10 protein-coding genes are annotated in these 14,539 nt (G+C 60.7%); 3 read left to right on the top strand and 7 right to left on the bottom strand.

Annotation, left to right across the window (positions count from 1 at the left end; genetic code table 11):
- Nucleotides 1-7 precede the first annotated feature (7 nt).
- On the top strand, nucleotides 8-1,192 hold the full coding sequence (locus tag D8U82_RS23230; protein WP_130903078.1) for an HlyD family type I secretion periplasmic adaptor subunit: 1,185 nt from the start codon (nucleotides 8-10) through the stop codon (nucleotides 1,190-1,192).
- On the opposite strand, the gene D8U82_RS23225 is transcribed toward D8U82_RS23230, so the two are convergent.
- Both D8U82_RS23225 and D8U82_RS23220 read right to left on the bottom strand, forming a co-directional pair.
- Nucleotides 1,193-1,789 carry a trypsin-like peptidase domain-containing protein gene (locus D8U82_RS23225; protein WP_122750270.1) on the bottom strand — a complete coding sequence of 199 codons (597 nt, stop codon included), beginning with the start codon at nucleotides 1,787-1,789 and terminating at the stop codon, nucleotides 1,193-1,195.
- Between the two features lie 238 nt (nucleotides 1,790-2,027).
- Nucleotides 2,028-3,917 carry a sigma-54-dependent Fis family transcriptional regulator gene (locus tag D8U82_RS23220; protein WP_130903053.1) on the bottom strand — a complete coding sequence of 630 codons (1,890 nt, stop codon included), beginning with the start codon at nucleotides 3,915-3,917 and terminating at the stop codon, nucleotides 2,028-2,030.
- Between the two features lie 246 nt (nucleotides 3,918-4,163).
- Here D8U82_RS23220 and D8U82_RS23215 point away from each other — a divergent pair, with 246 nt between their 5' ends.
- Nucleotides 4,164-5,987, top strand: coding sequence for an NAD(P)/FAD-dependent oxidoreductase (locus tag D8U82_RS23215; RefSeq protein ID WP_130903052.1), 1,824 nt, complete (start codon nucleotides 4,164-4,166; stop codon nucleotides 5,985-5,987).
- Nucleotides 5,988-6,101: 114 nt separating this feature from the next.
- The gene (locus tag D8U82_RS23210) at nucleotides 6,102-7,106 is read left to right on the top strand and encodes an NAD(P)-dependent oxidoreductase (RefSeq protein WP_130903051.1); all 1,005 of its coding nucleotides are present in this window, start codon (nucleotides 6,102-6,104) and stop codon (nucleotides 7,104-7,106) included.
- Nucleotides 7,107-7,126: 20 nt separating this feature from the next.
- Here D8U82_RS23210 and D8U82_RS23205 read toward each other — a convergent pair whose 3' ends face one another.
- The 5 genes from D8U82_RS23205 to D8U82_RS23185 are packed head-to-tail and all read right to left on the bottom strand — an operon-like array spanning nucleotide 7,127 to nucleotide 14,528.
- The gene (locus tag D8U82_RS23205) at nucleotides 7,127-8,236 is read right to left on the bottom strand and encodes an NAD(P)/FAD-dependent oxidoreductase (RefSeq protein WP_130903050.1); all 1,110 of its coding nucleotides are present in this window, start codon (nucleotides 8,234-8,236) and stop codon (nucleotides 7,127-7,129) included.
- Nucleotides 8,233-9,336 carry a DegT/DnrJ/EryC1/StrS family aminotransferase gene (locus D8U82_RS23200; RefSeq protein WP_130903049.1) on the bottom strand — a complete coding sequence of 368 codons (1,104 nt, stop codon included), beginning with the start codon at nucleotides 9,334-9,336 and terminating at the stop codon, nucleotides 8,233-8,235. The genes D8U82_RS23205 and D8U82_RS23200 overlap by 4 nt, the downstream gene beginning before the upstream one ends.
- Nucleotides 9,320-10,561 carry an MFS transporter gene (locus D8U82_RS23195; RefSeq protein ID WP_130903048.1) on the bottom strand — a complete coding sequence of 414 codons (1,242 nt, stop codon included), beginning with the start codon at nucleotides 10,559-10,561 and terminating at the stop codon, nucleotides 9,320-9,322. Before D8U82_RS23195 ends, D8U82_RS23200 begins: the two co-directional genes overlap by 17 nt.
- Nucleotides 10,558-12,822 (bottom strand): glycoside hydrolase family 65 protein, encoded by a 2,265-nt coding sequence (locus tag D8U82_RS28305; RefSeq protein WP_206663337.1) that lies wholly within the window; start codon nucleotides 12,820-12,822, stop codon nucleotides 10,558-10,560. Before D8U82_RS28305 ends, D8U82_RS23195 begins: the two co-directional genes overlap by 4 nt.
- Nucleotides 12,816-14,528 (bottom strand): NAD-dependent epimerase/dehydratase family protein, encoded by a 1,713-nt coding sequence (locus D8U82_RS23185; protein ID WP_130888005.1) that lies wholly within the window; start codon nucleotides 14,526-14,528, stop codon nucleotides 12,816-12,818. The genes D8U82_RS28305 and D8U82_RS23185 overlap by 7 nt, the downstream gene beginning before the upstream one ends.
- Nucleotides 14,529-14,539 lie beyond the last annotated feature (11 nt).

Raw genomic sequence — 14,539 nt, 5'->3', positions numbered from 1 at the left:
GCCGATGATGACCGATGTGCCGGACCCGATGTCCTACCTCGACGGCCGCGATGAGCGTGCGCTTGCCGGTGGCGCAAAGGTGATCTGGGGGTGCGCGCTGATGCTCGCCTGCTTCATTGCCTGGGCGGCGTGGTTTGAAATCGTCGAGGTCTCGACCGGCACCGGCAAAGTGGTGCCGAGCTCGCGCGAGCAAGTGATTCAGTCGATGGAGGGCGGCATTCTCGAGCAGCTCAATGTCAGCGAAGGCGCATTGGTCGAGCGCGGGCAGATCCTCGCGCAACTGGACCCGGTGAAGAACCAGTCCAACGTCGGCGAAAGCGCGGCCAAGTACCGCGCGGCGCTGGCCAGCGTCAACCGCTTGCAGGCCGAAGTCAGCGAGAAGCCGCTGAACTTCGACGCATCGCTGCAGGAGTTTCCTGACCTGATCCGCGCCGAAACCGAGCTCTATCAGACCCGGCGCAAAGGTCTGGCAGAAACCCTCGACGGTATTCAGAGCTCGCTGAAACTGGTGCGCAGCGAACTGGCGATCACTGAAAACCTGGCGAAGATCGGCGCCTCGAGTCGGGTTGAAGTGCTGCGCCTGACCCGTCAACGCTCGGAGCTGGAATTGAAGGCCACCGAAGCCCGCTCCGATTACATGGTCCGCGCCCGCGAGGACCTGGCCAAGGCCAATGCCGAGGCGCAAATGCTCGAAGCGGTGATTCGTGGTCGTACCGATTCACTGTCGCGCCTGACCCTGCGCTCGCCGGTTCGCGGCATCGTCAAGGACATCGAGGTCAGCACGATTGGCGGCGTCATTGCGCCCAACGGCCAGGTCATGCAGATCGTGCCGCTCGATGAACAACTGCTGATCGAGACGCGCATCTCGCCGCGCGACATCGCCTTCATTCACCCGGGCCAGGCGGCGAAAGTGAAAATTACCGCCTATGACTATTCGATCTACGGCAGCCTCGACGGCGAGGTGGTGACGATCTCGCCGGACACCATCCAGGACGAAGCCAAGCCGGAAATCTTCTACTACCGCGTGTTCATCCGTACCGCTTCGGATGAACTGCGCAACAAGGCCGGCAAACGCTTCGCCATCGTGCCCGGGATGATCGCCACGGTAGACATCCGTACCGGCGAAAAAACCGTGCTCGACTACCTGATCAAACCACTCAACCGCGCCCGCGAAGCGTTGCGCGAACGCTGATCAGCGGCTGGCCAGTTTGGTCGCCGGTGGCGCTGTCGGGGTGATGCTGGCCTGATAGCGCGACCACTCGCGATTGATCTCCGCGTACGGCAAAAAGATGCTTACGCGCGGTTGATCGAGCAAGTCTTTGCGCTTGAGGCGGCTGACGTCGTCACGGGTGAGAAACGCCACGTTGATGCCAACCACTTTGCCATCGGCGGAAAACACCGGCCCGCCGGACATGCCTTTGGCCAGCGCGCCATTATGGGTGCCGTAGAGCACGTTGCCCTCTTTGACGTCGAGGCGAACCATCGCCGGCAGCGCCTGGCCGGTGCCCTTGACCGACATGTACAGCGAATTGAAGCCCACCGAAGTCAGCTCCTCGCCCGGCTTGTAGCCGCGCCACGCTGGCACGCTATTGGCCTTGTGGCGGAAGAACTGCACGTCTGCCTGCCCCTGGAAAACCGTGCCCGACAAGTAAGGAATGTGCTTCACCGTCACGGCGAAGTCTTCATTCCATTGCACAGCCGAACCCATCAGCACGTACGGCAAAGGCGCGCCGGAGTGAACGACAAAGGCTTGGTCTAAAACAGGATCCTGAACAAAAGCGACTGGCATTCCATTGCACCCGCTGAGCAGCAACGACGCTGCAACAAGTGACTTGAGGGGGCGCATTTTCGGTACATCTTGAAGTGAGGAAAGGTGCTGCAATATGTCATTGCGCCATCACTTTGGGCAATAGGCTCAGCCTACCGCTTGTCGGCGTGCGATATAGTGGGTCAATGATTGGATCCAAGCAATTTTCCGGCAATACGCGCAATCAACAGCGAATGAACGCAAATGATCGCGATTGTCTTCAACCAGGTCGATTGATCCCATGCTGACGAAGCTTGCGGTACAGCGTATTGCGGCTAATCCCCAGACGACGGGCAACTCGCGCGACATGCCAGTGTTCAGCTTCAATCAAGCTGAGCAGAGTTTGCCGTTCGGATACGCCCAGTGGATCGTCAACAGATTGGTCGTCACTTGCGGGCAGTAACTCGTGCACGTCCTCCAGCGTGACCCGGCCTTCCACTGCCAACGCCACCAACGTCCGCAAACAGGTGCGCAGTTGCCGGACGTTGCCCGGCCAGGGCTGCGCCAGCAAGCGCTCTCGAACTCCCGCTTGCAGCCGCACAGTGGCGCCCGCCGCTTCTTCGCGCAGCAGCAGGTCGAGCAGACGGCCCTTGTCGGAACGCTCGCGCAGCGGCGGCAGTTCCACGGCGAAACCGCCAATGCGATAGAACAGGTCCTCGCGCAGACGTCCGTCGGCCACGCAGGCTGGCAGATTCTGGTGACTGGCGCTGATCAGGCGTACATCAAGCGGTCGCGGCGTTGCGCTGCCCAGCGGCACAACCTGGCGCTCTTCGAGCACGCGCAGCAGACGGGTCTGTAGCGCGAGGGGCATGTCGCCGATTTCGTCGAGAAACAGAATGCCGCCATGGGCCTGCTCAAGCTTGCCGACCATGCCGTCCTTGCGCGCGCCGGTGAAACTGCCGCCGCGATAGCCGAACAGCTCGCTTTCAATCAGCGTCTCGGGGATCGCCGCGCAGTTGATCGCGACAAACGGCTGGCCGGCGCGGGAGCTGGCGCGATGCAGCGCTGCCGCAAAGGCCTCCTTGCCGGTGCCGGTTTCACCCTGCAGAAACACCGGCACGTCACGCTCCAGTACACGCAACGCGCGAGCGAATCCGCGTTGCAGGCGCGGGTCTTCCAGGCATACGCGCTCATCCTTGATTGGCGGGACAGGTGCAAGCGTCAACGGCGCGGAGCGGATCGGTTCGCGCAACTGGCCGTAGAACAAGCGCCCGTCGGCCAGGCGCATCGGCCAGCAGACGTGCGTCTGAGCACTGGCCTGATCGAGCAACTGCTCCATCGGCGTTTCCAGCAACATGGTCAACGACTGCCCGACCATCTGCTCGCGGCTCAGGCCCAACAGATCCAGCGCCGCCGCATTCACCGAACAGATCCGCGCACTCTCGTCGAAGCTGAGCAGGCCTTCACCCAGCAGCCCGACAAACCCAGCGTCGGGATGAAACCGCAGCAAATAGCGCTGCGGATCGTGGCCAAGGAAAAAGCAGCTCTCGATCAACCTGGCCGACAGATTGGTCAGGGCCATGGCCTTGAAGCGTTGCACAAGGCTGCTTTCCTCGCGCACGGAGGAAAGGTTGAGCACCGCGAGCAACCCACCGCTGGCGTCGAATATCGGGCTGGCCGAACAGGTCAGGCCGACGTGCTGGCCACGGAAATGCTCGTCGCGGCGAATGGTCACGTGCTGGCGCTCGACCAGGCAGGTGCCGACACCGTTGGTGCCCTCGTGCTCCTCGCTCCAGACCGAGCCGAGCCACAGCCCGGAGCGCTGGAACTCGCCGCGTTCGGCTTCGTTGAACACGCTGTCGATCGCCACGCCGCGCGCATCGGTGAGCAGCACGACATGGCCGTCACGTCCCAGTTGCTGGTGCAGGCTGTTCATCTGCCAGTGCGCCACGGAAATGATGTGTTCCAGCGGCGCACGGTGTTCGCGCAAACGCGCCTGTTCGAGCACGTCCGGCGCGCGGCGGCTGGCCGGATCAAGCTGGTATTGATCCAGGCAGCGCCGCCACGAACGGGTGATCGCCAGGTCTGCCGCCGCGCTGTGGCTGGCAACAGAGCCCTGCACGGCTTGCAGTACCTGGCGCGCGTGGGCGTTGATCGAGGCCGGTTTCATTGTTGTTGTTCTCCGCTTCGGTGAAGACACGGGTGTGTCCGCAGCTTAGATGAAAAGCTCGTTGCGGGGGAATTTCGCGCCGAGTGACACAGTGTCATCCGCGATTCTCGAATTTGTGACATGTCGCCTGCGCCAAGCCTTGTCGGCCTTTGCATCAAACGCTCTGGCCCGCGCCTTTCAATGAGATGGCCCAAGCCTTGCTCTGATGCCATGGCTTACCAAAACAACAAGATCGGGAGTGGCCCCATGAACATCGCTATTGAAACCCCTTTGCAATCGCCAACAGCGCAACTTGCGGCCTGGGTCGAACGCCTCGGCGAACGTCTGGCGCAACGAGATGTGGACGGCACGCTGGAGCTGTTTGCCGAAGAATGCCACTGGCGTGACTTGCTGCTGTTCAGCTGGAACCTCGTCACCCTGGAAGGCAAACCGGCGATTCGCGACATGCTCGAAACACGCCTTGAGCAGACCCGGCCCGAACGCTGGCAACTCGAAGGTGAAGCCACGCTCACCGATGGCGTGCTTGAAGGCTGGATGAGCCTGGAAACCGACACCGCACGTGGCAAAGGCTACGTGCGCCTGAAGGACGGTCTGTGCTGGACTTTGTTGACCACCATGCGCGAGCTCAAGGGTTTCGAAGAACCCAGCGGCCGCCGCCGGCCGATGGGCGCGAGCCACGGCCATGCCCACGCTGACAAGCGCAACTGGCTGGAGCGCCGCCGCGATGAAGAAGCGGCGCTGGGCATTACCACGCAACCGTACTGCCTGATCGTCGGCGGCGGTCAGGGCGGGCTCGGCCTCGGCGCAAGGCTCAAACGCATGGGCGTACCGACGCTGATCATCGACAAAGCCGAACGCCCCGGCGATCAATGGCGCGGCCGCTACAAGTCGCTGTGCCTGCACGACCCGGTCTGGTACGACCACATGCCCTACCTGCCCTTCCCCGACCACTGGCCGGTGTTCACCCCGAAAGACCAGATCGGCGGCTGGCTGGAGATGTACACCAAGGTCATGGAACTCAACTACTGGCCGCGCACTGAATGCCTCGGCGCTACGTTTGACGAAGAGACTGGCCGCTGGACCGTGGAGGGCCTGCGCAACGGCGAGCCCGTCACCCTGCAACCGACGCAACTGATCCTCGCCACCGGCATGTCTGGCGTACCGAATGTTCCGGTGTATCCCGGCGCCGAAGACTTCCAGGGTCAGCAACATCACTCCAGCCGTCACCCCGGCGGCGATGCGTGGAAAGGCAAGCGCGCAGTGGTCATCGGCGCGAACAATTCAGCCCACGACATCTGCGCCGATCTGGTGGAAAACGGCACCGAGGTGACCATGGTGCAACGTTCGAGCACGCACATCGTGCGTTCGGACAGCCTGATGGAAATGGTCTTCGGCGGGCTTTATTCCGAAGAGGCGCTCGAGTCGGGGCTGACCACGGACAAGGCCGACCTGCTGTTCGCCTCGATTCCGTACAAGGTCATGCCACAGTTTCATCGGCCGATCTTCGACGCGATCAAGGAGCGCGACAAGGACTTCTATGAACGCCTGAGCCGGGCGGGTTTCATGCTCGATTTCGGCGATGACGAATCGGGTTTGTTCATGAAATACGTACGCCGTGGCTCGGGTTACTACATCGACGTCGGCGCCTCGGAACTGATCGCCAACGGCACGATCAAGCTCAAGAGCGCGCCGGGCCTCGGTGTCGAACGCATCGAAGCGGATGCGGTGGTGCTCAACGATGGCAGCCGCTTGCCGGCCGATCTCATCGTTTATGCGACAGGTTATGGCTCGATGAACGGCTGGGCCGCGAAGCTGATTTCCCAGCAAGTCGCCGACAAGGTCGGGCGCTGCTGGGGCCTGGGTTCCGGCACCACCAACGACCCCGGCCCGTATGAAGGTGAACTGCGCAACATGTGGAAGCCGACCCAGCAGCAAAACCTCTGGTTCCACGGCGGCAACCTGCATCAGTCACGGCACTATTCGCTGTATCTGGCGTTGCAGTTGAAGGCCCGTTTCGAAGGCCTCGACACCGATGTCTATCGCCTTGCACAGCGGCATCATCTGGGCTGATTCCTCAAGTGGTCGTTCGTCGGTGCGCAGGCCAAGCGCACCGGCGAACTGGAAAGTGCGTGCTAGGGTGTGTAGCCCAAGCACGTTTCAATCCAGGAAAAATGAGGAGGATTCATGCCACTTCATCCCATTCTGTTCATGGGCGGCTCCGGCGCCATCGGCCACCAGACGGCTCGCGCATTGCGCGCAGCGCATCCCGACGTCCCCTTGCTGATCGGCGGACGCGACCTCGCCAAGGCTCAGCAAACCGCCGAGCAAATCGGCAATGCCCAGGGTGTAGTCATCGATGCTCGCGCAGATGATCTGGGGCTGGGTGATCGCCCGGTCAGCGCCATCGCCTTGTTCTACATGGACCATGCCCTCGCCGGGCTGCGCTTTGCGCAAAAGCGCAAGGTGCCGCACCTGAGCATCTCTTCCGGCGTATTCGAAATCGCCCCGCAGATCGCCAGTTTCATCCACTCGCCCGACGCGTCGCCCATTGTCCTCGGCTACGAATGGATGGTCGGCGCCACCACCGTCGCAACGCTGCACATCGCCAAGGCATTCGCCCGCGTGCACGACATCCGCATTCATGCCCTGGTCGACGAACAGGACGGCGGCGGCCCGACCGTAGCCGTCGATTTCGAGCACCTGAACAAAATGCTGCCCGCCGCGCTGACCCGCCGTGACGGCGAATTCATCTGGCGTGAAGGCGACGATGCCAAGGTCAGCTTCCGCGCCGTCGACGGCACGACCCTGCAGGGCGCCGGCTTCTCCTCCATCGACGTGACAGGCCTGGCCGCCGCCACCGACGCCCCGAACGTCGAGTTCAACCTCGCCAGCGGCATCAGCTCGACCCGGCGTCAGGGTCTGCCGATGTCGACGGAAATACTCATCGAACTTGAAGGCACGGATCACGAGGGCCAGCCATTGCGCACACGCCACGCCGTGGTTCACCGCGCAGGTGCAGCGGCGTTGACCGGGCTCAGTGTGGCCATGCTGCTGGAGCGACTGGTTGGGCTGGATGGGCAAGCGCCGGTAAGGCCGGGGCTGTATTTTCCGTATCAATTGCTGGAGGCGCAGGTGTTTTTACAGCGGCTGGAAAAAGACGATGGCGAGCTGATCGAATTGGACGTGTGACCCCTCTGGACAAAGGCTGGTCAATTTTGCCCGAGCGCCTGTACGACACGCTCCGCGATGGCGAGACAGCTCGTCAACCCAGGAGATTCGATGCCGAACAGATTAACCAGCCCCGGCACTCCATGCGCCGATGGGCCACTGATGACAAAGTCCGCCGCCGGTTCGTGTACGGCGTTGATTTTCGGGCGGATGCCGCTATAAGCCGGTTCCAGGCTGCCATCGGGCAGGCCGGGCCAATAGCGGCGAATCGCCTGATAGAAACCTTCGGCCCGCTGAGGATCCACACGGTAATCAACCTGATCGACCCACTCGACATCCGGTCCGAAACGCGCCTGCCCCCCCAGGTCAAGCGTCATGTGCACGCCGAGACCCGCGGCTTCGGGCGCGGGATAGATGAGATGGCGAAAAGGTATCCGACCGCTGAAGCTGAAGTAGCTGCCTTTGCACAACCTGGCCAACGGGACGTATCGTGAAGACAGACCGACAATGTGACCCGCAAGCTGGGGCGCAGACAAGCCCGCACAGTTGATCAGTTCGCCACAGCTGACGTTCATGGGTTGCGCACCGCCGATCTGCAACTCAAAACCCTGCGGGCGACGACAGGCCGATTCGAACGGCGTGTTAAAGGCAAACGAGGTGCCCGCCGCCTCGGCGTCTGCCTGCAAGGCAAGCATCAAGGCATGGGAGTCGACAATTGCGGTAGAGGGCGACCAGAGTGCCGCGATACATGACAACTCAGGCTCCAGTTCCAGCGCCTGCCGGGCGCTGAGCAGTTGCAGGTCGTTGACGCCATTGCGCCGTCCCTGCTGCCATAACCGCTGCAATGCCCCGCACTGCGCCTCATCGGTTGCGACAACAAGCTTGCCCAGAGGTTGGCGCGCTACTGCGTGCGCTTCGCAAAAGGCATACAGGCGATGCCTGCCGTCGACGCACATTTGCGCCTTGAGGCTGCCAGTGGGGTAGTAGATGCCGGCGTGAATGACTTCTGAATTGCGCGAGCTGATGCCGGTTCCAATGCGTTCACCCGCCTCCACCACGATCACTTCACGGCCGCTCACGGCCAGGGCCCGGGCGACAGCCAGCCCGAGCACTCCGGCGCCAATCACGACACATTCGATATCGACGCTCACCACCTCACCGTGCGTTCAAATTGCTTGATCAGCGTGACGACCTTTTCTACATCGCCATCCGACAAATGATGGTGGCAAGGAAGTGTGATCATTTGCCGGGACAGGCGTTCGGTTGTGGGCAACGCAATGCGCGGCTGACTGCTCAACCATGCCTTCTGCCAATGAATGGGCACCGGATAATGAATGGCCGCTTGCACATCGTTCTCTGCCAGATAAGCCTGCAGCTCGTCACGATGCGTGGATTGCACGACATAGTGATAGTAGGCATTTCCCGGTTTGCCGCGCCCCAGGTCAGTGCCCGTACGGGTTGTCGAGAGGACGTCATCATAGAACGCGGCAATTTCCACGCGTCGATTCAGCCACTGATCCAGATACTGCGCTTTGATGTTGAGTGCTGCTGCCTGCAACGAGTCGAGTCTGGAGTTGATGCCGAACCGGATCGATTCGTTACGGTTTTCCAGGCCGTGATTGCGTGCAATCCGCGCGTATTCGGCAATTCCCGGATCGCGAGTCACCAGCATCCCACCGTCACCCAGACCACCGAGCGTCTTCAACGGATGCATGGAAAACGCTGACGCATCAGCGCGAGTGCCGACTTGCCGGCCATCGATCGTAGTGCCGATCGCCTGAGCGCAATCCTCGATCACGGCAACCCCGCGCGAGCGGCACAGGTCGATGATGGGGTCGATATCCAGAGGGCGTCCGCGCAGATAGACAGGAATCACGGCTTTGGTCCGATCAGTCACAAGTGGCGCAATCGTCTCGACGCTCAGGAGTTCATCGTCACCCACATCTGCCAGGATCGGCCGGGCACCAACAGCAACAATGGCTCCGACTGTGGCAACAAAGGTATTGGCGCAGGTGATCACCTCGTCACCGGGGCCGATATCGAGCGCGCGCAATGCCAGAAACAGCGCATCCGTGCCTGAATTGAGGGCAACGGCGTGCGCGCCGCCACAACGATCCGACATCCATGACTCGAACGCCAGAACCTGATCGCCGAGAATGAACTCGCCCGATTGCAACAGCTCCCGCCAGCGTTCAAAGATCTCGCCACAGAGATCCTGGGCCTGTTCCTGTACGTTATTGCACTTGATCATTACGCGCACTCCCTGGCATGAACATGATGGACGTCAGGACGATCAGCAGAGTGCCAACCGCGCTGATGACGGCGGTCAACGCAAGCGTCTGGGAATAGCCGATCATCCCGCCGACTACGCCGCTGCCCAGATAAATGAACGGGTGCACACCGCTGGTGACAAAGGTATCCACCGCCACGACTTTGCCCAGATCCTTTTCGGGCGACAGTGTTTGCATGGCGGTTGCCCAGCCGGTGAGCCAGGACGCTTCGACGATACCGACGAACGACGCCCCCAGAACCGCCATCCATGCCGCCGTCCCCAGCCCGAGTAACGCCATCGCTCCGGCCAAGAACAACCCGCATACCACAGCAAGGCCCACCAGGCGTTCGTGCCCCGAGGCCAGCACGGTGACAACCGATCCGAGACAAGCGCCGAACCCCGATGCTGCGAGGCAATATCCCCACATTTCTTCGCTGAAACGAAGACTGATCGCGTAGGGTGCAACGACCAGAAAAATCGGAAAACACAGCACGTTCACCACCAGCGTCGCCGCAAACCCCAGCAGCAGCGTGGCGTTGCGGCTGACCACGGTGATGCCCTTGAACGCCTCGCGCAGGGAGAACTCTTCTTCGGATTCATGACGGCCGACATTCGGTAACTGAGCGGTGTAAATCGCCGCGCCGAAGAAGGTCAAGCCATCGATCAGTATCCCCCAGACCGGATCCCACAAGATGATGAACACGCCCAACGTCGCCGGAAACAGAATGGCGACCAGGTTATCGATGAAGTTCATCGCGCCGTTGCCCGCGACCAGCGCCTTTTTGGGTAACAGGCTGACCAGCAGCACCTGAGCGCAGGGCCGAGAAACGCCGATGCCGATGCCAAAGATCAGATAGGCCAGCACCAGCCAGCCCCAAGGCGCACCGGTCAGAAGCAGTGCGACGGCCGCAAGCTGCGCCATGCCTCGGGCCGTATCGGTGTAGATGAGCACCTGTCGAGGCGACTTGCGATCCGCCAGCATGCCGCCGGCCAGAGCACCGACGACGGTTCCGATTCCGACTGCGGCCATGATGAAGCCAAACACATCACCACCAAAACCGTCCCGTATCAGCGCTATCGGCAGCGCCGCCAGACAGATGGCGTCGCCGGCCATCGACAGGCCCTGGCCGATCAGCAACTTGCGAAAAGGCAAGACTCGCAGCGCATCGTTATAGGGGGATAAGCGTTCTTTGATAGAAATCATCGGTGCCCCTCCTTGAGGCATATATATCCATCCTGGCCACGTTCGGTTGGCAACTGCCGGCCGCCCTCGCGGATTTCCAGCTCATCGTCTCCGATTACGGAAATGCGCAGACGGCGGCCCCGAAACTCAAGGGTGAAGTGGTAGGCATCCCAATCGGCGGGCAACCTCGGGCGGAAGGCCAGTTGGTCCGCAACGAGATCAAGTCCTGCCAGCCCTTCCACCAAGCCTTGCCAGGCTCCGGCATAGGCGGAAAGATGCAGGCCATTGCTGTAGTCGTCGAGCGGGGTGAAATCCAGGTTGTAGCGGCTGGCCCGAGCAATGAAATCGGCACTGATCGACGTCTTGCCCAAGTGCGCGGCGACAACCGCGTGCGGGCCGTAGCTCAATGACGATTCATGCACCGTACGCGGTTCATAATATTCGAACGCTGCGCGTTTCACGTCCGTTGAAAAATCTTCTGGGAACATCGACATCAACAACACGATGTCGGCCTGTTTGACCACCTGCGACGCGAAATTCTGCAGATTCTCTGCGCTCTCCCGTTCGGCCTCGTCCGCAAACTGCGGCCCACGCTTTTTGTCGGAACGCAGCTGCGTGTCAGGTAAGGCGGCATAACCCTCGAACTCTTCAGGAATGACCACCCCACCCACAGTGATCCAGGGCAGAAAGACGTTATCGGCTATCGACTGCCAGCGCCTGGACTGTGCCTCGGGCAATCCCGGAAAGCCCGGCCGGTCGCACAGGGAAAGCGTTGACCGGAGACACCAGCGCAGCATGTAATTGGTAAAAAAGCTGTTGTCCACATGATAGTGGTATTCGTCCGGCCCCATGACCGATTCAACGACATACGCCTGACGACTCTCGGACCACTTGAACACGGACGCGGCGAAACGGGCGCACTCAAGCAGCATTTCAAAGCCGCGAGAGATCATGAACGCATCGTCACCAGTGACCTTCCAGTATTTGTTCACGGCATAGCAAACGTCTGCCGAAATGTGGAGCACCTCATGGACACTCCACTCTCGTCGAATGTCCTGTTCGGGATACGCCAGCACATAATGGGGACCATTTTCCCGCCCTCGATCATTGGCTGCTTCCGGAAAACGCGCTCCCTCATAGCCACTGGCCCGAGCAAACTCCCGCGCTTGTTCCAGACAGTGGTAGCGATAGTCAATCAACGCCCTGGCGACACCGGGTTCGTTCCAGATCCAGAACATGCACTTGTGCAGTTCGGTATCGAAAAACGTCGCTCCGGAGTGATACGTACTGGTCAGGCCGCGCGCCGGCGAGAGCGTTCCCCGCTCGGGGGGTGCGACTCCCACGCCGTGCTGTAGCAATTGAAACATCGCGTATTTGATGCCCAGATCGGTACGTCTCTGCGCGGTTTGAACAGTGACGTCATGCTCGCTCCAGATCCTGCTCCATCGGTCAAGATGGCTGCTCTGGATATGGGTCACATCGAAGTCGCCAGAAAGCGCGTCGGGCATACTGTGCTCGCCATCGATTGCAACCCGCCAATGCGTGGCGATGCGATGCTGCAACACCGAGTCGAAATCCATGGTGACGGAAGCAATACAACCCTGCAGGCCGTGTCGCCAGCAAACAACGGAACTCGCCGCTGAACCGGACTGTTCGACACGTACGTCGTAGCGCAGCCGATACTCCGCGGCATCGACATCCACAGTGAAGGCCGTTCGATCGACAACACTTTGCCCAAAACGGTAATGTCGGGCGGTCAGCCAGTCACTGGTGCCCAGGTATTCATTCTCGGCACTGCCATCCACGCCGTAATCCAGTCGCAATCGGTGCGCACCGGTCGGCTCGCCCAGTCGAGTCAGACTGATGCGGGTCGACACGGCACTGTCATCAGGGGCATCAATGAACTGATCAATCGTCAGCTCATAACGGACGCCCCGCAGTTGGAACAGCTCGCGACTGCTGACTGTCGCCTGATCCATTGCCAACACCACCGCCGGTCCATCGCCTGATGGCTCGAGAGGTTCGCCCGTGTCCACATCGTAGAGGCGCAGGACTGCCGGCGCTGGCAAAGAAATGATCTCCCGCGAAACGCCGACCCCGGGTGCATAGACCCCCGCGCAGAGCAGTTGCGTGCGCCGTGTGCGCGGCGAGGCACTGGGCACATGCGGGCGCACGCCGATCAAGGGATTGGCCAGCATTGCCACGCAGGCTGCGAAGGACGATGTCCGCGGCTCGATACCGACGATATCCTCGCACTCCTCTCCATAAGCGATGGTCAGCACGACGTGTCCCCCGACGGCTGGAACGACCAGTCTTTGTGCAGCATGTTGCGCACATTGTGATAGCGGGTGTCGGACAACACATCGTCACTGTCGTTGAAGTTCCCGGATTGCCATTGCTCGCAGATTTCCACGATGGCATCCCTGATCGAATAGATGAACTCGAAACCCAGTGTCTCCTGCACCCGTCGCGAATCCAGACGGTAAGACCGAACATCATCGCTGCGGGTAGTGGTGATCGGCACGTTGACGAGGAAGTAACGATCGACAACCTGTTTTACCTGATCGGCTATCTCGGTCACCGTGTGGTTTTCGTAGCCGACGTTGATTGCGGTTCCGCAGACTTCGTCCAGCGATTCGCGCTCCACGAGCATCGTATACAGCCGGGTCAGATCGCCGATATGCACATTGGGGCGGTATTGACTGCCGCCGAACACGGTAATTTCACCGCGCGCCAGCGCACTGGCGGTAAGGATATTGACGGTCAGATCCAGGCGCTGGCGAGGCGACCAGCCGCACACGGTAGCGGCTCGAACCGCGACGGTTTCAAAGGATGCATCAGTGAGCCCGAACAGTATTTTTTCGCCGTCAGCCTTGAAGCGGTTGTAGTCGGTGATGGGCACGCAGGGTTGGCGCTCATCGACAAATGGTTCTGTATTGACGCCGTAGACACTGGCTGAGGATGCATAGATAAAGCGCCGGCAGCCAAGGCGCTTTGCACTGCTCATGAGATGCGGCAGACAATCGATATTGATGGACTGGCCGAGTTCGGGTGCCGAATTGAAACTGGGATCATTGGCCACTGCGGCAAGATGGACAACGGTGTGCATCCCCCGAAGCGACTGCTCGACGAGCAGCGGATCGCGAATATCGCCCTTTATGAATTCCAGTGCCGGATGGTTCATCACGCCCTCCAGGCCGTTGCCGAAATAAAGCGCATCCAGTACCCGGACCCGGTAACCGGCAGCCAGCAGTTTTGGTACCAGACGCGAGCCAATGTAGCCCGCACCGCCTGTAACGAGAACAGCGGATTGATTATTCATGGTCCTTCCTTGGGATGGGTTTGCCAGCGGGTATTCATCAAGCGATGACAGTATTGATGCCTGTGGATGAGCAGCCTTGGGCTCAAGAGCATGCCGGCGGATCTGCCAGGCATGGAGCCCCAGGCCACAGGCCAGATCCGTTGCATAGGGACTGTCGTCAATCAGCTCGACATCCTGCGGATCGCGGCTTCCGACCAGTTGTTGAATCAGCGCTTCGCGGCTCTGACCGGGCGCCTGTCGGGTAATCGATAACCTGGATTCTTGCCGCAGACTGGAGCGCTCGATAGCCGCCTCGAACAACTGCGGCGCATTCAGAGACGCCGTATAAAACATCACTGGCTGTGCGGCTTGTGCAATGCGTTCCAGCAAGCGCTTTGCATCCTCGAACAGCTCAGTGCCTTGGGAGAGTTGTAGAAATTCCTTTTGTTTGTGCTGCGCCAGTTCGTCTGCGCTGAGCGAGCCGCTCCTTTGAGCACCGATGTCATCGGTGATCAGCGCCAGCAATCGTGAAGCGCCTTCCATGCGAGGACGTCCGGCAATGTGGTCAATGTATTCGCGCTGAGTCAGTTGTTTGCCGGCAAGTCTGTGAGCGACGTTGCTCCACGCTTGAAAATGCGGCGTGTCGATCATTGTTCCGTCGAGGTCAATCAGCAAAAGTTTTGACATGATTGTTTACC

Origin of the sequence: Pseudomonas sp. Sample_23 (assembly GCF_004307595.1) — a bacterium.
Taxonomy (GTDB): domain Bacteria; phylum Pseudomonadota; class Gammaproteobacteria; order Pseudomonadales; family Pseudomonadaceae; genus Aquipseudomonas; species Aquipseudomonas atacamensis.
Note: the sequence above shows the minus strand (reverse complement) of the source record. Positions and strands in the feature narration are given on the sequence as shown.

Excerpts from the sequence above, each read along its gene's own strand:
- D8U82_RS23185 (WP_130888005.1), bottom strand. The coding sequence starts at position 14,528 with ATGTCAAAACTTTTGCTGATTGACCTCGACGGAACAATGATCGACACG.
- D8U82_RS23220 (WP_130903053.1), bottom strand. The coding sequence starts at position 3,917 with ATGAAACCGGCCTCGATCAACGCCCACGCGCGCCAGGTACTGCAAGCC.
- D8U82_RS23200 (WP_130903049.1), bottom strand. The coding sequence starts at position 9,336 with ATGATCAAGTGCAATAACGTACAGGAACAGGCCCAGGATCTCTGTGGC.
- D8U82_RS23195 (WP_130903048.1), bottom strand. The coding sequence starts at position 10,561 with ATGATTTCTATCAAAGAACGCTTATCCCCCTATAACGATGCGCTGCGA.
- D8U82_RS23230 (WP_130903078.1), top strand. The coding sequence starts at position 8 with ATGACCGATGTGCCGGACCCGATGTCCTACCTCGACGGCCGCGATGAG.
- D8U82_RS23225 (WP_122750270.1), bottom strand. The coding sequence starts at position 1,789 with ATGCCAGTCGCTTTTGTTCAGGATCCTGTTTTAGACCAAGCCTTTGTC.
- D8U82_RS23215 (WP_130903052.1), top strand. The coding sequence starts at position 4,164 with ATGAACATCGCTATTGAAACCCCTTTGCAATCGCCAACAGCGCAACTT.
- D8U82_RS23210 (WP_130903051.1), top strand. The coding sequence starts at position 6,102 with ATGCCACTTCATCCCATTCTGTTCATGGGCGGCTCCGGCGCCATCGGC.